The 17566-nt window shown below is 69.0% G+C and carries 21 protein-coding genes; 11 read left to right on the top strand and 10 right to left on the bottom strand.

Annotated elements, in window-relative coordinates:
• Positions 1–137: 137 nt before the first annotated feature.
• Both ASF54_RS14880 and ASF54_RS14875 read left to right on the top strand, forming a co-directional pair.
• Entirely contained in the window at positions 138–524 is a 387-nt protein-coding gene (locus ASF54_RS14880) for a DoxX family protein (RefSeq protein ID WP_055964834.1), read from the top strand.
• Positions 525–836: 312 nt separating this feature from the next.
• The gene (locus ASF54_RS14875; RefSeq protein WP_055964832.1) at positions 837–1316 is read left to right on the top strand and encodes a hypothetical protein; all 480 of its coding nucleotides are present in this window, start codon (positions 837–839) and stop codon (positions 1314–1316) included.
• A gap of 46 nt (positions 1317–1362) precedes the next feature.
• Here the strand turns inward: ASF54_RS14875 and ASF54_RS14870 are convergent, their stop codons facing one another.
• The 6 genes from ASF54_RS14870 to ASF54_RS14845 all read right to left on the bottom strand — a co-directional run bounded on the left by ASF54_RS14870 (position 1363) and on the right by ASF54_RS14845 (position 5914).
• Complete coding sequence (locus ASF54_RS14870; RefSeq protein WP_055964829.1) at positions 1363–1578, bottom strand: hypothetical protein; 216 nt, start codon at positions 1576–1578, stop codon at positions 1363–1365.
• A 295-nt stretch (positions 1579–1873) separates the two neighbouring features.
• The gene (locus ASF54_RS14865) at positions 1874–2179 is read right to left on the bottom strand and encodes a hypothetical protein (RefSeq protein WP_123939668.1); all 306 of its coding nucleotides are present in this window, start codon (positions 2177–2179) and stop codon (positions 1874–1876) included.
• Positions 2172–2600, bottom strand: coding sequence for a flagellar export chaperone FliS (gene fliS, locus ASF54_RS14860; protein ID WP_055964824.1), 429 nt, complete (start codon positions 2598–2600; stop codon positions 2172–2174). Before fliS ends, ASF54_RS14865 begins: the two co-directional genes overlap by 8 nt.
• A 7-nt stretch (positions 2601–2607) precedes the next feature.
• A complete protein-coding gene (gene fliD / locus ASF54_RS14855) occupies positions 2608–3990 on the bottom strand; it encodes a flagellar filament capping protein FliD (RefSeq protein ID WP_055964821.1) in 1383 nt (460 codons plus the stop codon).
• Positions 3991–4118: 128 nt separating this feature from the next.
• Positions 4119–4967 (bottom strand): flagellin N-terminal helical domain-containing protein, encoded by an 849-nt coding sequence (locus tag ASF54_RS14850; protein ID WP_055964817.1) that lies wholly within the window; start codon positions 4965–4967, stop codon positions 4119–4121.
• A gap of 113 nt (positions 4968–5080) precedes the next feature.
• Positions 5081–5914 carry a sigma-70 family RNA polymerase sigma factor gene (locus ASF54_RS14845; protein WP_055964815.1) on the bottom strand — a complete coding sequence of 278 codons (834 nt, stop codon included), beginning with the start codon at positions 5912–5914 and terminating at the stop codon, positions 5081–5083.
• A 539-nt stretch (positions 5915–6453) separates the two neighbouring features.
• Between ASF54_RS14845 and ASF54_RS14840 the strand changes: the two genes are divergently transcribed.
• From ASF54_RS14840 to ASF54_RS14810, 7 genes are all read left to right on the top strand, one after another.
• Positions 6454–6942 (top strand): flagellar protein FlgN, encoded by a 489-nt coding sequence (locus ASF54_RS14840; protein WP_055964810.1) that lies wholly within the window; start codon positions 6454–6456, stop codon positions 6940–6942.
• A complete protein-coding gene (gene flgK, locus ASF54_RS14835; protein WP_055964807.1) occupies positions 6942–8360 on the top strand; it encodes a flagellar hook-associated protein FlgK in 1419 nt (472 codons plus the stop codon). Before ASF54_RS14840 ends, flgK begins: the two co-directional genes overlap by 1 nt.
• Complete coding sequence (gene flgL / locus ASF54_RS14830) at positions 8360–9250, top strand: flagellar hook-associated protein FlgL (protein WP_055964804.1); 891 nt, start codon at positions 8360–8362, stop codon at positions 9248–9250. Before flgK ends, flgL begins: the two co-directional genes overlap by 1 nt.
• Positions 9247–9678, top strand: a complete 432-nt coding sequence (locus tag ASF54_RS14825) for a flagellar assembly protein FliW (RefSeq protein WP_084816331.1) — start codon at positions 9247–9249, stop codon at positions 9676–9678. The genes flgL and ASF54_RS14825 overlap by 4 nt, the downstream gene beginning before the upstream one ends.
• 61 nt (positions 9679–9739) lie before the next feature.
• Positions 9740–10900 (top strand): tetratricopeptide repeat protein, encoded by a 1161-nt coding sequence (locus ASF54_RS14820; RefSeq protein ID WP_055964801.1) that lies wholly within the window; start codon positions 9740–9742, stop codon positions 10898–10900.
• A gap of 3 nt (positions 10901–10903) precedes the next feature.
• The gene (locus ASF54_RS14815; RefSeq protein ID WP_055964798.1) at positions 10904–11359 is read left to right on the top strand and encodes a SprT-like domain-containing protein; all 456 of its coding nucleotides are present in this window, start codon (positions 10904–10906) and stop codon (positions 11357–11359) included.
• Between the two features lie 45 nt (positions 11360–11404).
• Positions 11405–12058 carry a CGNR zinc finger domain-containing protein gene (locus ASF54_RS14810; protein ID WP_055964796.1) on the top strand — a complete coding sequence of 218 codons (654 nt, stop codon included), beginning with the start codon at positions 11405–11407 and terminating at the stop codon, positions 12056–12058.
• Between the two features lie 62 nt (positions 12059–12120).
• Here ASF54_RS14810 and ASF54_RS14805 read toward each other — a convergent pair whose 3' ends face one another.
• From ASF54_RS14805 to ASF54_RS14790, 4 genes are all read right to left on the bottom strand, one after another.
• Positions 12121–12414: a DUF427 domain-containing protein gene (locus ASF54_RS14805; RefSeq protein ID WP_055964793.1), complete on the bottom strand. Its 294-nt coding sequence runs from the start codon at positions 12412–12414 to the stop codon at positions 12121–12123.
• Between the two features lie 38 nt (positions 12415–12452).
• Entirely contained in the window at positions 12453–12998 is a 546-nt protein-coding gene (locus ASF54_RS14800) for a hypothetical protein (RefSeq protein WP_055964791.1), read from the bottom strand.
• Positions 12999–13108: 110 nt separating this feature from the next.
• Positions 13109–13756, bottom strand: coding sequence for a DUF1684 domain-containing protein (locus ASF54_RS14795; protein ID WP_055964789.1), 648 nt, complete (start codon positions 13754–13756; stop codon positions 13109–13111).
• The gene (locus ASF54_RS14790) at positions 13753–14280 is read right to left on the bottom strand and encodes a hypothetical protein (protein WP_055964785.1); all 528 of its coding nucleotides are present in this window, start codon (positions 14278–14280) and stop codon (positions 13753–13755) included. The genes ASF54_RS14795 and ASF54_RS14790 overlap by 4 nt, the downstream gene beginning before the upstream one ends.
• Positions 14281–14613: 333 nt before the next feature.
• Between ASF54_RS14790 and ASF54_RS14785 the strand changes: the two genes are divergently transcribed.
• A complete protein-coding gene (locus ASF54_RS14785) occupies positions 14614–16446 on the top strand; it encodes a DEAD/DEAH box helicase (RefSeq protein ID WP_235481101.1) in 1833 nt (610 codons plus the stop codon).
• A 176-nt stretch (positions 16447–16622) separates the two neighbouring features.
• Entirely contained in the window at positions 16623–17561 is a 939-nt protein-coding gene (locus ASF54_RS14780) for an alpha/beta hydrolase (protein ID WP_055964782.1), read from the top strand.
• Positions 17562–17566: the final 5 nt, after the last annotated feature.

The raw sequence follows: 17566 nt of genomic DNA, 5'->3' as shown, positions 1-17566 counted from the left end.
AGGAGGTCTGCCGATTCAGGCGCCCCCGTCTTCGGGGGTCAGGGGGGCGGGGGCCGGGTTGGCCGGGGCTGGGTGGCCCGGGCTGGCGGCAAGGCTGGTTTGCTAGACATCGCGTGGTGTGCGGCAGACTTGTCTGCATGTCTGTTCCCCGCACCCTCGCCCGCCTTGCCCTCGGTGGCGCCCTCGTCTTCGCTGGCACCACCCACCTCACTTCCGCGCGCGAGGCGTTCCGCGCCCAGGTGCCCACCTGGCTCACCGCCAAGACGCCCCTCACCGAAGACCAGGTCGTGCTGGCCTCCGGCGTCGTCGAGATCGCACTCGGCGCGGCGCTCGTTTCCGGCGTAAAGCGCCACGCCGTCGGCAACCTCGCGGCGACCTTCTTCACCGCGATCTTCCCCGGCAACATCTCGCAGCTCGTCACGCGCACCGACGCGTTCGGGCTCGACACCGACCGTAAGCGCGCCGTGCGCCTCGTCTTCCAGCCCGTGCTGGTGGCCGTGTCGCTCTGGTCGACGCGCCGCTAGTTCTCGCTCGGGCCTGGCCTCCTGGGTCGCTCGCCTGCCGCCTCCCGGCCGCCAATTTGAGAGCGATCCGGCCCTTCAGTCACACCTGTTGCCGCGATTGCGGGCGCGTCGCCGCACATCACTCTCAAATTTGCAGGCGCAGGCTAACTGGCTCGTCAACGAGCAAGTATTGACATGTTAAACAGTGCGTTCTAGGGTTGCCGTGCCTGCCCAGACGGGGAAGGCGACGCCGATAGCGATCTCGGTGAGATTCCCTGAGCGACGGAGCTAGCCCCAGTGACACCCAGCGAGCCCTCATCCTGGCCGCCAGAAATGCACTTCACGGTCGAGGCGGCCGACCCCGAGCTCTCAGCCCTCCTGTTCACGAAGCTGATCGAGGGTGACGCGGCTCGAACACCCCAGTGGCAAGAAGCATGGACTAGACGCCTGTCGTCGATCTGCTTCTTCGACGATCGCGATCTGGAACTCGACGGGCAAGAAGGTCTCGCTGCCGCGTATGCAGATCACGTGGCCAGAACCCCCGCTCCCTGGAGCGATCGCTTCAGCCCCGACGAGCTGACGTCATTCCACGAATGGATGGACGGGATCGAGGCCGCAATTGACGACAAGCTCCCCGAGACCCCTTCGGCGGCTCTGGTCGAAGCCTGGCGCCGGGGGCTAAATCACTTCGTCGTCATACCGGTCGACGAACACGTCGTCCACAAGCTAGGCGCACACAGAATGCTCGTGTCGCACGTGGTCTGGAGTGACCCGGCGGCATTCGACGCAGCAGTCGCCAGCTGGTCGGGATGATGGGCGATCGGGGCGCAGGATCCGGCACGACCATGCACACCCGAAGTCACCTAGCCGACTTCGACCAGCCCGCCCGCAGCGCCTGAAAATAGCTCTGCCGTGGGCGCGGCCACACCAGAATGAGCACGGTCGCCAGCATCCCCAGCGGGAGTGACACGAAGAACCAGACGGTGCCGGAGCGGCCCTTACTGCGGGCGAGCTGCGAGTTGATGAGGGCGATCGCGAGCGACACGATCTGCATCCACAGCGTCGTCCAGTCCATGCGTCCATCCTATTTGCCGAGTCACCCTGCCAATTTGAGAGCGATCCGGCCTCTCAGTCACACCCGTTGCACGCAGATATAGCGGCCCGCCTCGGATCACTCTCAAATTTGCCGGCCGGGTCGCCACAGAGCCAGGCGCGGCGCGGGTCGCAAAGCCGGACGGCCGGAGCTTGTCGCAGGCCCGGCTTCGCGACCCGCGTCGCGCCAGAAAGGTCGGCGTGGCGCGGGTCGCAAAGCCGGACGGCCGGAGCTTGTCGCAGGCCCGGCTCTGCGACCCGCGTCGCGCCAAAAGGGGCTAGCCGGTCGCGTCGAGGTAGACAGCCCGATCGGTCTCGCGCGCGGGCGGCACCGACCGCAGCGCGGCCAGGTGCTTCGACACCGATCGGCGGGCCTCGAGCACGCGCTCGATGGCCGACTTCTGCGCCCGCTGCACCTCGCGGGCACGGTCGGCGAGCTCGGCCGGGAGGGGTCCGAGGTCGGCGACGGGCCGGGCCAGGGTGCGAGGGGGCACGAAGGTGCCGTCACCCGAAGCGCCGGCTACGGCTTCCATCTCGGCGAGTGCCTCGAGCCAGGCGGCGCGGGTCTCGTCCGACCTAGGCAACTCCGAGGCTCCCGCCGAATGCGGCCGGTGCGGCGGGAACGAGCGCGGCAGCTTCGTGCCAGGCCTGCCGGAGCGGCTCGAGCAGCACGATGCTCTCACGAGTGAGCGCGACGTCGCGGTGCACGTTGGCATTGACGAGGGCGACCGAGACGTAGGTGTAGAGCGCCTGGAGCTCGACGCCGCCCTCCCACAGCTCGACGCGGAGCGACGTGGTGAGCTCGGAGACGATGGCCTGGGCGTGGACGAGGTTTTCAGAGGCGGTGGCCCAGGATCCTTGGTTCTGTGCCGCTTCGGCACGACCGAGGTCGAGCAGGAGGCGGTCGTACAGCATCGTGAGGAGCCGGATGGGCGTGGCCGAGAGGACTGCCTCGCGGCCGTAAGCGTTGCGCTGCTTGGCTGCGGCGCCGAAGGTCATAGTCATGGCGTGCCTAGCTGTAGGTCGGCAGGTTCGCGAGCGACGACGTGAGCGACGACGACTGCGACTGGAGGTTGGAGAGCTGCACCTCGAGAGCGGAGTAGAGCTTCTCGAGCGAGGCGCGGCGGTCGGTGAGGCGGAGATCCCACTCGTCGACCTGTTTGCTCATCGAGGTGACGAGCGTCTGCTGGCCGGTGATCACGCTGGTCAGCTGGCCGTTGTATTTGTCGGAGACCTGGTTCGCAGCCGTGGCGACACGGGCGGTCAACGTTGAGAACATCGCTTGGGTGCCGGCGGGGTCGGCGGCCATGGCGGCGGCGAACTTGTCGGCGTCGAACTCGAGCGTGCCCGAGCGGGTGATGCTGATGCCGATCTGCGACGGCGATTTTCCGTCGATCGGCAGGGAGGCGGCGTCCATGAGCGACTGGTTGGCGCTCCGGATCGTGCTGTTGCCGGTGAACGGTCCGCCCGACACGATGGCCTTGCCGGCCGAGTCGGTGCTGTTGACGATGGCGCTCTTGGTCGAGATGAGGCCGAAGACTCCGTTGAGACCGTCGACGAGGCTCGAGGCCACTTTCGACGCGGCGGCGGTGTCTTGCCCGATCGTGATCGTGACCGGATCGGCGGAGGTCTTGCTGACCGTGACGGCGACCCCGGGAAGCAGGTCGCTGAAGGTGTTGGTGCTCGACGTGACCGTCTGCTCGGCGCTGGTGCCGGCCCAGAGGGTGACGCTGGCGTCCTGCGCGGGCTTGGTGACGGCGGCGCCCGGCGCAGTGAGCAGGTTGGTGGCCGTGCCCGACGCGACGTCGGCGGCGGTGCCCTGGTAGACGTCGAATCCGCCCGAGACACCGGTGGTCTGCGACGTGAACTGGAGGCGATATTGCGCGGTGCCGTCGGCGGCGGTGCCCGACAAGACCTTGACGGCCTTGACTCCCGCGCCCGAACCGTTGACGGCGGTGACGACGTCGTCGAGCGATGTCGACGCGGCCGAGATGTCGAACGACTTGCCCGAGGCCGAGACGATGGTGAGCTTCGCAGGATCCGCGGGCCACGTCGAGAGGGCCGCCGTAACCCCCGTCTTCGCCTGCGCCACGGACCCGACCGTGAACTCGATCGAACCGGCGGCCGCGGACTTTCCGGCTGTTGCCGTCGCGGCGGTCGACGAGCTCGTCGCCGTGAAGAGGGAGAGCGAGGTGGCCGACTTGGCCGACGTCGCGGCGGTCGCGAGTGCCGCCACCTGAGAGTTGAGACCCTGGAGCGCCGTGATGGTGCTCTGGGTGGAGGTGACCTTGGCTTTGAGGAGGGTCTGGGGCTGCGACTCGGCGGTCATCAGCGAGTTGATGAGCGACGTCGTGTCGAGGCCGGAGACGAGGCCGTCGACGGCGAGTCCTGCCATGACCTGCTCCTAGGCGATGAGGGCGAAAAGGGGTGGTCCGCGGCGGGGGTGGGGAGAAGACCCGAACTTCCTCTCCTCACCGCCTGCCGCGGATGGGTGGTGCTGTGGTGCTACCGGCTCGCTAGGGACTAGCGGAGGAGGCTCAGCACACCCTGCGTGCTCTGGTTCGCCTGAGCGAGCATCGCGGTGCCGGCCTGGCTGAGGATGTTGGCTCGTGTGTACTTGACCATCTCCTGCGCCATGTCGGTGTCGGTGATGCGCGAGGAGGCGGCCGTGAGGTTCTCCTTGGCGACGTTGGTGTTGTTGATGGCGTGCTCGAAGCGGTTCTGGACCGCACCGAGGCTGGCGCGAGCGGTCGAGATCTTGGTGATCTCGTCATCGATCGTCTTGATCGCAGCCGACGATCCGGCAGCGGTCGAGAGGTCGATTGCTCCGACAGCGGTCGCGGTCTTCGACACGTCGGCCGGCGCGAGGTCGACGGTGATCGTGTTCGAGGCCGCGTCCGAACCAGCACCGACCTGGAAGCTCAGCTTGCCGTCGCCGCCGGTGCCGCCCTTGCCGTCCAGCAGCTGGATGCCGTTGAAGTTGGTGGAGGCGGAGATGCGAGTGAGCTCCGTCGTGAGGGAGTCGGTCTCGGTCTTGATCGCAGCACGCGAGGTCGCGTTGTTCGAGTCGTTACCGGACTGAACAGCGAGGTCGCGCATGCGCTGGAGGATCGACTGCGTTTCGGTCAGTCCACCTTCAGCCGTCTGGACGACGGAGATGCCGTCCTGAGCGTTGCGAGCGGCGACCGTGAGGCCACCGACCTGCGACTTGAGGCCCTCAGAGATGGCGAGACCCGCAGCATCGTCAGCGGCACGGTTGATGCGGAGACCCGACGAGAGCTTCTCGAGGGACTTCGACAGGTCGCCCTGCGTGCTGTTGAGGTTGCGGTAGGTGTTGTTCGCCGCGAGGTTGTTGTTGATCTGGAAACCCATGATGGTTCTCTCTTCCGTGATTTATGGGGTGTGGTGCTGCCGCCCATCCGTGGGCTGACATGGATAGCTATCGGCGGGGGTGTCCGGTCCGTTAGCGGAATGGTGAAAAAGTTTTACGAGGCTGCCGCGGTCTGCTGCACAGGCACGCTCTCGCGCATGGCGGTACCGATACCGACGACCGCGTTGCTGGCCACGCGGGCCAGGTAGGCGGCGCGGCGGGCGGGAGCGGTACGCGACTCGTACGACACCTCGGCGGTCTCGTCGGCGGCTGCGCCGGCATAGTGCGTGTTGAGGCCGTCGCGGAGGAGGCGGATCGCCTCGGTGCGCTGCTGCGACACCGCGGAGTGGGTGATGCCGAGCTCGTCGGCGACCTCGGTGACGCTGCGGTCGCCGAAGTAGACGTTGTCGATGATGAAGCGCATCTTCTCGGGCAGAGCGTCGACCGCGGCACGCAGGTAGCGGGTGCGCTCCTGCTCGAGCAGCGTCTCCTCGGGGAGGATGATGTCGGCGGCGAGCTGGTCGGCGACGGTCTCGTCGATGGCCGTAACGGTGCGGGCGGCATCGGTCAGAGCGTCGGTCGCCGTCTTGCGGTCGACACCGAGCGACGAAGCGATCTCGTCGACGTTGGGGGTGCGGCCGAGGGCGGCAGTCAGGGTCTCCTGCGTCGCAAGCGTCTCTTTGATGCGCTTGCGGGTGCCGCGGCTGGCCCAGTCGCTCGAACGCATGTCGTCAGCGAAGGCACCCATGATGCGGGTGCGGGCGTAGGCGCCGAACGGCACACCCTGGGTGGGGTCGAAGGCGTCGGCCGCCTGGACGAGAGCGAGGGCACCGGCCGAGGCCAGGTCGTCGCGGCTGAGGTGCGTCGCCTTGGCGCACACCTCCGAGACGAGGTAGCCCACGAGCGGGAGGTTCTGAACCACCATCGTGTTGCGCTCTGTCTTGTTCATCGCGGTAACCCTGTCGTTGTCGGCCGAGTGGAAATCGGCATGGCGAAGCACCCCGGCATGACGGCGCGCCGGAGTGAATCGGAAGAAGTGATGGGCTGACCGCTGAGCCGATGGCCCTGTCGGTCGGTGCCGCCGGTGATCTCGGCGACACCCTCAACGCTAGTGAGAGCAGGGGGCCGAAAACTAGGCGTAAAAGACCCCACTCCGGGGGTTTGAGGTGTCATCATTTAGGGGGACAGCCAGCGTTTTTCCCGAATTTTTACCCCCGGACGGGGTGTTGTGAGGCCCCCGCCAACCACCTGGTTCGGTCTCCTTTGCAAATTCGAAGGAGAAACTCGCGCTGGCCCGCCCCGATCCGCATGAATCCGTTCGGCCCGGTGCGTTTCTCCTTCAAATTCGGAGAAAAGAGGGCGAAGGATCCCGGTGCTCACCTAACGACGCCGGGCCACCGGCCGATAGTGGCCGGTGAGAGCAAAACAGCTCCCTGCGGCGGCCACTCGAAAAGGCGGCCGGCACCGCAGCCGACACTTGGAGGGACCGTGGGCGTGAACGAATTGTCCGCCGTGCTCTGGCGTGAGAGAGAGCTCCTCGAGCTGCTCACGTTCAAGCTGGAAGAGGAGCAGCTGCTCCTCACCGCCGGAAAATCCCGCTGGATCGAGCACGCCACTCGCGAGGTCGAGCAGGTCCTCGACCGCCTCCGCACCGCCGGCCTCGAGCGGACCGTCGAGGTCGCCGTCGTCGCCGAGGAATGGGGCACCTCGTCCGAGGCGCCTCTGCGCGAGCTCGTCGACCACGCTCCCGAGGGCCCCTGGGCCGATATCTTCTCGTCGCACCTTCGGGCGATGACCGAGCTCACGCGTCAGATCAAGCAGCTTCGCGACGAGAACGAGCAGTTCTTGCGGGCCGCCGCGCGCTCGACGCAAGAGACTCTCGCGACGGTGTCGTCGGATCCTTCGCTCTATGACTCGCACGGCGCCGGTCGCGCCGCGACGGTCTCGTCGAGCCACCTCTTCGACGGGCGGCTGTAGTGAGCACGTTCTCCGGGCTGAACACCGCGTACCGGGGCCTCACTGCCGCGCGCGCCGGCCTCGACGTCGTCGGCCAGAACATCGCCAACGCCACGACCGAGGGCTACACCCGACAGCGCGTGACGACGTCGTCGATCTCGGCGGTGCAGCCAGGCCTCTTCTCGACGGGCACGGCCATCGGCCAGGGCGTGTCGATCGACGGCTATTCGCGCATCGGCGACGCCACCCTCGACGCGCAGGTGCGCGGCACCGCCTCGTCGGCCGGATACGGCTCGGTCCGCGCCGGTGTGCTCTCGACTCTCGAGACCTCTCTCAACGAGCCCGGCAAGAACGGCCTCTCGACGCAGCTCTCGAACTTCTGGGCCGGCTGGGGCGACGTCTCGAACGATCCGACCGACACCTCGGCGGCGGCGAACCTGCTCGGCCAGGCGCAGGGCATCGCCAGCACGATCGCCACCGGCTACCAGGGTGTCAGCAACCAGTGGAGCGCCGCGCGCAGCAGCGTTGCGACCATGGCCAGCGACCTCAACGCGGCCGCCAAGCAGGTCGCCGACCTGAACGGGCAGATCCAGCAGGGTCTGACCACCGGCGGCAGCGTCAACGAGCTCGTCGACCAGCGGAACCTCCTGACCGAGAAGATCTCGTCGCTCGCCGGCGGCTCGGTCCACGCCAACTCCGACGGCACGGTCGATGTGCTCATCGGAGGCAATGCCATCGTCAGCGGCACGACCCCGCGCACCGTCCAGGTCTCGGGGTCGACGACTCTCGAGGGTGCCGCCGCAGCTCCCGTGACGCTCGAATGGACGCACCGACCGGGTGCCTCCGTCGGCCTCGACGGCGGGCAGTTGGCCGGTACGCTCTCGGTTCTCGCCCCCGCCGACGGCTCGGGCTCGGGTGGCGTCCTCGCCGAGGCGGCCGCCAGTTACAACGCCTTCGCGACCAAGCTCGCGACGAGTGTCAACGCGGTGTACTCCGGTGGATCCTCGCCTAGCGGCACGACCGGCGCCGACTTCTTCTCCGTCTCGTCGACCGGCCCCGCCGCCCTCGGCCTCGGCGTGATTCCGACCTCCGCCTCGGGCATCCAGGCGAGCGCACCTGGCTCGGGCAACACCGGTGGGGTCGCCGACAAGCTCTCCACCCTCGGCGTCGGAGCAGCTTCTCCCGACCGCGTCTGGGCCTCGTTCGTCACGTCCACCGGGGCTGCGGCGAAGTCCGAGATCGCCTCGTCCGACCGCGCGACGCTGGCCGCCACCGCCGCCAAGACTCAGCAGACCTCCACCGCCGGTGTCGACCTCGACGAGGAGAACGTCAACATGCTGACGTTCCAGCACGCCTACCAGGGCGCCGCCCGCGTCATGACGGCCATCGACGAGATGCTCGACACCCTGATCAACCGCACCGGACGGGTGGGCCTGTAATGCTCGGACGTGTCACCAACCAGACCGCCGCCCTCGCGTCATCGCGGATGCTGCAGGCCAACGCTGCTCGACTCGCGCAGCTGCAGGGCCAGGCCTCGTCGCTCAAGGCGATCTCGGTGCCGTCAGACGACCCGACCGCCACCGGTCAGTCGCTGCTGGTCCGTGGTCAGCAGGCCGCCAACGCGCAGTACTCCCGCAACGCCGACAACGGTGTGGGCTGGCTCGCGACGACCGACTCCGCCCTCAGCGACACCAAGAACATCCTCGATCGGGTGCGGTTCCTCACCGTGCAGGGAGCCAACGACGGAGCCATGTCGGCCACCGCCAAAGAAGCGATCGCGACCGAGCTCGACGGCCTCAAGACCGACCTGCTGGCGACCGCGAACACGTCGTTCCAAGGCCGATCCGTCTTCGCCGGTTCGTCCGACGCGGGCGCGGCCTTCACCCCGGGCACGCCGCCGGCGTTCACCGGAATCGCCGGCAGCTCGGTGCAGCGTCGGATCGCCGACGGCACGACAGTCCAGGTCGACACCGACGGTGCAGCGGTCTTCGGCACGGGAGCCGACTCGGTCTTCTCGATGATCGACTCGATCTCGGCCGATCTGCGAGCCGGCGTCAACATCGGCGGCAAGCTCGCCGACATCGACACCCGCCTCACCGCCGTGCGCGGCGCCTGGGGCGACGTCGGAACCCGCCAGGCGCAGCTCGAGCGCGCCCAGGACACCCTGAAAAACACCTCCGTCTCGCTCGAGAACCAGCGATCCGGAATCGAGGATCTCGACCTCGCCAAGGTCGCCCTCGACCTCCAGACCCAGCAAGTCACCTACCAAGCCGCCCTCGCTGTCACCGCCAAGGTGATCCAGCCGACCCTGATGGACTTCCTCCGATGAGCGCTTCTCTCTCCTTCGTCACTCCTCCGCCCGGGCTCGACCCCGTCGTCGACTTCTCCCTCGACGAGGTCAAGGGCGCCAACGGCCTGTATGCCCTGCACGCGGTCGCCGAGCCGTCGACGCGCATGTTCGTCGTGGACGCCGCGATCCACCTCCCCGACTACGCCCCCGAGATCAGCGACGAGCAGGGCGAGGCCCTCGGCCTCTCCGGCCCCGAGAACGCGCTGCTCCTGGTCGTCGCGAACCCGGCCGCGTCGGGCACCACCGTCAACCTCATGGCGCCGATCGTCGTCAACTCGGTCTCGGGTGCCGCCGCGCAGGTGATCCTCGAGAACCAGGACTTCCCGCTGCGGGCCGCTCTCATGCCGGTGTCGGCCGCTCCGGTCGCCCAGCCCGTCGCCCCGGCCCGCGTGGCCGTTCCGGCCTAGCTCGGGCCCGTTCGCGCGCCGATCAGGCCAAAAGCCCCGCGCTCGACTACCCTCGACACCGATGACCGAGCACGACCGTACCGACGACGCCCAGGGCGGCACCACGAGCCACCCTGTGCCCTCGAGCCTGACCGCACCGATCGTGCCGACGGGCCCTTCGGGCACCTCGCACTTCGATCCCGTCAGCCTGCGACCCGCCATCGACGCCTCGGCGCTCGAAGACCGCCTGGCCGAGCTCGGGGCGAGCCGCAGCACCGCCGCCCTCGGCGAACGCGCCGACCTCCTTCGCATGCTGGGCCGCCTCGACGAGGCCCTCGCGATCAGCGAGGAGGCCTTCCGGCTCGCGCACTTCACCGGCGACCGGGCCGACTCGACTGCCGCGCGCATCCGCCGCGCCTACGTCTTCAAAGAGCAGGGCCGCCTCGAGCGTGCTCTGAGCGACCTCCACACCAGCCGCCTCAGCGCCTCGACCGAAGAATGGCACGAGCTCGAGGCCGCCGCCGCCGAGCTCGAGGGCTACACGCTCTACGACCTGCAGCGCTACGAAGAGGCCCGTCAGTCTCTGGCCGCTGCGCTCGAGGCCTACGAGAAGGCCGGTGCTCCCGCCGAGCGCACCAACGGCCTCCGCGTCGCCATCGAGGGCGTCATGCGCGCTGTGCTGCAGGGGTCCGCTCCCGCCGCACCCGAGCCGATCATCGAAACCGAGCCCGAGCCCGCCGCCGAGCCGATGGTCTCGACCGTCGTCGTCGACGCTCCCGTCTTCGCCGACGAGGTGGCCGCCGAGACCACTGCCGTGACCTCAGAAGACGACACCGACGCTCGCGTCACCGACGACCGCGACGACGCTGACGCCACCGGCGACACCAACCCGGCCCCGCTCTTCCGCACCACCGGCTCCCCCGCGTTCCTCGTCTCGCCGTCCGAGCAGGGCTCCCCCGCCCGACTCGACCCGTCGGCCCCGCGCCTCGACCCGTCGGCTCCGACCTCCGAGTCGATCACCGATGCAGCGTCGATCGGAGTCGAGACCCAGGCGATCGCGATCCCGCACGCCACGGCTCCCGGCCGCAGCCGCCGCGACATCGACGACGAAGACCGCAACGAAGACGACGAGCCGGCCAATGGCTTCGACGCCGAGGTGAATCGCGCCCGGAAGGCCGCGCGCAGCATCTGGGGCGCCTTCGACGCCTCGCAGTCGAAGACGCCGCCGAGCGACCGCTCCTAGCGGGTGGCCGATCTGGCCAAGGTCCGCCACTGGGCCTCATCCCTGATCGCGCTCCACCTCGACCCCGGGGTCTGGACGTTCGACTTCGACCGCGCGACCACCCGCGCCGGACTCTGCAACTACACGAAGCACCGCATCACGGTTTCGCGTCATCTAGCCGAACGCTACGACGACGATGAAATCCACCAGGTGCTGCTGCACGAGGTCGCGCACGCGATCGCAGGATCCGCAGCGGGTCACGGCCCGAAATGGCGCACCGTCGCGGAGGGCCTCGGCTATGCCGGGGGCCGCCTGCACGACGGCGCCATCGCCTCTGAGCTCGCCCCCTGGGTGGGGCTCTGCCCGCAGGGCCACGAGCACTTCCGCTACCGCGCGCCGCGGAAGCCGCTCGCGTGCGGCCGGTGCGCGCGCCGCTTCGATCTCGCGAACCTCATCGTCTGGCAGAAGCGCGAGGTCTGAGCACCAGCGAGGACGACCTCTCTTGTCACCGGCTACGCTGGTTACATGACGGTCGAGACGTGGTTCCGCTCCGATGCCGGAGTCCGCTGGCAGTTCGAGACCGGCGCCCTGTGCCTCGACTTCGCCTACCTCGGCGGGTTTCCCGAAGGCGCGTTCGGCCCCGCCTCCGGCCTCCCCGGAGCCACCGCGGCACCCGGCTCACCCCGGTGGGACGGCCTGCTCGTGCCCGCCGACCTCGGCGACTGGCTCGGCGAGCGCTACCCGGGCCTCGGTCAGGCGCCGAGTGACCGTGAGCTGCACGACGCCCGCTCGTTCCGTGGCGCCGTCGCCCGCCTGGCGCTCTGCGCCGCAGACGGCCACACCCCCGACGCCGACGACATCGACGTCGTCAACTTGTTCGCGGCGCTCCCCGATGTTCCTCCGTCGCTCGCGGGTGGTCGCCGTCAGGCGGGTGCGGGTCGGCTGCGCACGGGGCAGGCGCTGGCCTCGGTGGCGCGGGATGCAGTGACGCTGTTCGCGGGGGTGGGGTTTGTCGGGGAACCGGGCCGCCGGATCCTTCGGTGTTCTGCGGACGACTGCGGGCTCGTCTTCTACGACGACTCCCGCGCCGGAACGCGCCGCTGGTGCTCGATGCCGAAGTGCGGCAATCGCTCGAAAGTGCGCGCCCACCGCGCGCGTGTTGCGGCCGCACACGCCTGAGACCTCAAAAACGACCGCAGATCTCGGCGATCAGCGGTCGTTTTTGAGGTCTCGCAAGGTGTCTACTCGACGACCTTGACCTCTTTCCAGAACGCGACGTAGTTCGAGAAATCTTTGCCGACGCGGTCGAACGCGGTCGGGAACGGCGTCGGGTAGCTGAACGCGCGGTCGGGCAGGCCGTTCACCGAGAAGTACTGGCACTCGCCCTTCCACGGGCAGGTGTAGGGGGTGTCGGTCTTCTCGAGCAGCGCGTCGTTGACGCTGGCCGGCGGGAAGTACCAGTTGCCCTCGATCTTGATGAGGTCGGCTTCGGGGGCCTCAGCCACCACGGTTCCGTCGTCGAGTACTGCCTTCATGTTGTCCTCCAGGGGATCGGGATCTACTGGACCGAACGCTACGCGCGCGAGGTGAATTCCCGCAGGACGACCGCCGACGCGGGGCGCGACTCGCGCTGGGCGATCGGATCATCCGCTCCCCCGAGGGTCGCCGACACCGACGCGGTGAGCAGGTGCGCCGTCGCCCTCTGTAGCCCCTGCCAGGCAGCGCAGGCCGCGGCCGCCTCGGGAGACGAGGAGTCGAGGCCTCGGGCGGCGAGCGCGTCGATCACGGCCCCGGCAGCGAGGTGGTCTTCGACGGCAGTGCGAAACCCGTCGGGGTCGAGTGAGCCCGCGCCGATCACTGCGACGACAGCCCGGTCACCGAGCTGCGCTTGAAGGCGAAGGATCCACTTGGCCGCGTCACCGGCACTGGCCTCGGTGACGCAGAGAACGGCCGGGCCACCGGGGCACGCCTCGGCGATGGCTGCGACGAGCTGCGCTCCCGATGCCTCGCCGTGCCCGTCGAGTTCATCCGCGACGACGATGACGTGCGCTCCCGGCGCGATGCGCCGGGCGCCCGCCTCGCCCCACTCGAACCGAACCTGGTAGCGCTGCTGATGCATTGATCCAGGGTAGCGGCGGCTCGACCGTTCAGAACTCTGGCAGAACCGGCTGTATCGGGCCCATCGAGGCGGCTGCGGCTCGCTTTTGCCAGAGTTCTGAACCGTCGGCGTCAGTGCGCGCCCGAGTACCGCTCCCCCACCGGGATGTCGACGGCGACCGTGTTGCCCGGCTGAGCCAGCGGGCACGCCCAGGCCGGGTCGTAGGCACAGCTCGGGTTGTAGGCGAAGTTGAAGTCGAGCACGAGCGAGGTCGGCGCGGATCCTGGTCCGAGGTCGGCACCCTTGACCGTATCGAGCAGGTAGCGCCCGCCGCCGTAGGTGCCACCGGGCTTGCCCGCGAGTGCGTCTTTCACGGGTACGAAGATGCCACCGCCGTAGGTCGCGAGTCGCCACACGTCGAGCGATCCGACACCGGGCACGTCGACGAGGCCGACCCGGTCGAAGAGTACGTCGCCGTCGGTGCCGGTCGGCACGACCATCCGGTGCTCGTCGGCCGGCTGGATCTCGACCTCGAAGCGCCAGTCGCGGTCGTACGGCTTGGTCGGGAGTCCGGTGAAGTCGGGGCGATCCTCGGGCAGCAGCGGCGTCGACGGGTGGTTCGCGAACAGGTCGTCGCGGGTGCGCCGCCACAGGTCGTGCGCCGCCTCGAGGTCGGTCGCCTCGCGGATCGCGCGATACGTGTCGTGGATCGTGCGCCGCCACGACGCGATGTCGAGGGCGTACTGGGCCTGCTGGGCGGTGGTGCGGGTGTCGGTCACTTCGTCTCTCCCGTGGCAGCGGCGGGAGCGGTCGCCGAGTCGGCGGGCGCACTCCATGTGGGGGCGAGCTGCCGCATCCGCCAGCCTCGCCACTGCCAGACCACCCACAGTCCGGGCCACAGCACCGGGGTGAGCAGCCCCGCGTCGAACTCGAGCCGGTCGCGCAAGAGGGTTCCCCGAGCCAAGCCGCTCGAATGCGGTGCGCGCGAGATCGCCATGCGGTGCCTGATCGTCAAGCGGGAGAACTGCCCCGTGACCCCGCGGCCCGTGTCTTCTTGGATTCGTGCGCCCTCGACCTCGTACCAGCGCAGGTCGACGTGGGTGGTGCCCAGTGAGACGAGCCCAAGGATCCGGGCGCTCACCCGCCTCGGCACGTCGTCCCAGCGCCTCGGGAACCCACTCGCCTCCTCCGACCGATAGACCACCAGTGGCTTGGTGACCGCGACCATGACCTCGGGGTTGGCGAGAGCGTCGGCTGCCGCTTCGGGCGAGCAGGCGAGGAGGAGTTTGAGCTGCACGTGCATGAGGCCAGTCTGCTCGGGCTGGTGAACCCTCGGCCTGCGAATTCGAATCGTTCACCACAGAATCGGGCACATTCCGCCGATTTTGCAGGCTCAGGGCACCGAGAACCACCCGAAAATGCGCATGCTGTACGCTTGAACCACTTGCGAGTCGACCCGATCGGCTCCCTGCGTCGTAGTACGCCCCTCCCACACCCCGGCCAGACCGGGGTTCGCGAAGCTCACTCTGCGGCGAAACGATCGAGCAAAACTGCTCCGTCGCCACATCTCGAGTCCAGCTACGCCACCGACAGGCGTATGCCGAAGGGGCTCGAAACCGATGCCCGAAAGGCACCAGTGACTGACACCCTCACCACCCCCGACGTCGCCATCACCGACGACGAAAACCTCACCACGTTCGCCGAGCTCGGCGTTCCGGCCCCGATCGTCAAGGCGCTTCTCGCCGACGGCAAGACCACCGCTTTCCCGATCCAGGTCGACACACTCCCCGACACCCTCTCGGGCCGCGACGTCCTCGGCCGCGGAAAGACCGGCTCCGGCAAGACCCTCGCGTTCTCCATCCCGATGGCTGCGCGTCTCGGCGGCAAGCTCGCCGGTGGCAAGCGCCGCCCGGGCCGCCCGCTCGGCCTCGTGCTGGCCCCGACCCGCGAGCTCGCCACCCAGATCGACGCCGTCCTCGCGCCGATGGCCGCGGCCTACGGCATGAACACCACCACGATCTTCGGTGGCGTCTCGCAGAACCGCCAGGTCCAGGCGCTGAAGCAGGGCGTCGACATCGTCGTGGCCTGCCCCGGCCGCCTCGAAGACCTGATGAAGCAGGGCTTCATCAAGCTGGACGCGATCGAGATGACCGTGCTCGATGAAGCCGATCACATGGCCGACCTCGGGTTCCTGCCCGGCGTGACCCGGATCCTGAAGTCGACCCCCGAGAACGGCCAGCGACTCCTGTTCAGCGCGACGCTCGACAACGGCGTTGACAAGCTGGTCAAGCAGTTCCTCCACAACGAGGTGCTGCACTCGGTCGACGAGGCGAACTCGCCCGTCGCGAAGATGACCCACCACGTGTTCGAGACCGAGTCGGTCGAGACCAAGAAGGCCCTGATCAACACGCTCGCCTCGGGCAAGGGTCGCCGCATCCTGTTCATGCGCACCAAGCACCACGCCAAGAAGCTCGCGAAGCAGCTGACCGAATCGGGCATCCCCGCGGTCGACCTGCACGGCAACCTGTCGCAGCCGCAGCGTGACCGCAACCTGGCCGCGTTCCAAGACGGAACCGCCCGCGTGCTCGTCGCCACCGACGTCGCCGCCCGCGGTGTGCACGTCGACGACATCGAGCTCGTGATCCACGTCGACCCGCCGACCGAGCACAAGGCGTACCTGCACCGTTCGGGCCGTACGGCTCGTGCCGGCGCCGAGGGCGACGTCGTCACCCTGATCATCCCGAGCCAGCGTCGCGACGTCGCTCAGATGATGAAGAAGGCTGACATCAAGGCCACCCCGGTCGCCGTGAAGCCCGACTCGAAAGAGGTCAAGGCTCTCGTCGGCGAGGTCGCCGCGTACGTGAAGCCCGCCCCGAAGTCGGAGCGTGTGCACGAGCAGCAGGGCGGCGGTCGCTCTCAGGGCGCCAACGCTCAGCGCAAGCGCGCTGCTCGCCAGACGTCTGACGGCTCGCCGATCGCCCGCAAAGACCGCTCGGGTCGCCCCGCGTCCGACAACTCCGCAGGATCCGACGGCTCGGCTCGTCGCCAGGGTGCCGGCTCCGGTCGCGGCCAGTCCGCTGGCGGGCGCTCGGCCCAGGGTGGGCGCAACGGTGGCCGTGACGGCCGTCGCGACGACGCTCCCCGCAGCGGCAGCAAGAGCTTCTACTCGACCGAGTCCGGCTCCGGCTCGACCTCGGCGGCCACGGCTCGCGACGAGCGCCGCGATGAGCGTCAGCCCCGCCGCGCTCAGAGCGACGGCGGCTCCAGCCGCACCAACGGCGTGCGCAACGACCAGGCGGCGTTCGCGGCCGAGCAGTCGGGTGGCGCCCCCCGCGGCGGTTCCGACCGCAACGGTGGCGGCTCGCGTCGTGCCTCGTCGGCCGGCGGTCGCCCCGCTTCGCTGAAGGTCGGCTCGCTCGTGCGCGGATCCTCGCCCCGTGGCGGCTCGGCCGGTGGCCGCGGCCGCTGACCCACCCGCACCTCAACGAACCCCCGTCGCTCACTGCGGCGGGGGTTCGTCGTGTGCGATGCCACTTCACGGCGTCGAGACCGGTTTTCGGCGAAACCGCCGCCGAAAGACGGTGCCTTTGCCGCAAAGCCGTGCCGAGCCGAACCGAACGACGGCAAACGTGGTGACCTAGAGGCATGGCTGACAGACAATTCGTGCTCGAATCAGGCCGTGGCATCGGCATCTCGGCGGCGGGCGACCCCGGTGCCCGGCGACTCGTGGTGCTCTGCCACCCCACCCCGGGGGCGGGCGGGCTGGATCCTGATCCCCTCGTCACCGGCCCGTGGGGCGTGCACCTGCTCTCGCTCGATCGCCCCGGCTACGGTGTCTCCGACCCGCTGAGCAGCGACTCCGAGGCGACGTTCGAGCATCGCGCAGACGACATCGCCGAATACGTGCGCCGCTCCGAAGACCAGGCGCACGAGACGCAGCGCGTCGACTTCGGCGCCGTCGGAGTCGTCGGCTGGGGCACCGGCGGTCGCGTGGCGCTGGCGTTCGCCGCCCGGCACCCCGACCTCGTCGACAGGGTCACCGTGGTCGGCACGTCGTCGCCCAAGCGGTCGAAACCCGAGAGCCGAGGATCCCACCCCCTCGAGTTCCTCCCCGTTAAGTCGAACGCATCGATCGAGACCCTCTCGGCCGCCGTCGCAGACCGCTCGACCGCGGGTGGTCGCGCGGTCGACCGCGACTCGGCCGGGCAGACACTCTGGCGCCTTGCCGACCTCGGCATCGCCGACGACGACCCCACGCTCGCGGGCCTCGAGGGCTACGAGGCGCAAGGGCTCCGGTCACGCCTGGAGCTGATGCTCGAGGAAGCCGTGCTGCAGGGCGATATCGGCGTAGCCACCGACCTCGCCGCAATCCACGACGACTCGTGGGCGAAGTCGCTCGGGTCGATCACCGCGTCGGTGCAGCTCGTCTACGGCGACGACGACCCGGTGGCGACCGTCGACGACGGGCACTGGTACGAGAGCAGGATCCCCGACGCCACGACGATCCGCGTGCAGGGCGCCGGCCGTCTGGCGTTGGTCGCGTCATGGCGGAACATCCTGTCGCACGTCGCGCCCCAGGCCTGACTCTT

This window comes from Frondihabitans sp. Leaf304, from assembly GCF_001423105.1.
Classification (GTDB): Bacteria; Actinomycetota; Actinomycetes; order Actinomycetales; family Microbacteriaceae; genus Frondihabitans.
This window is presented reverse-complemented; position numbering and strand designations above follow the sequence as displayed.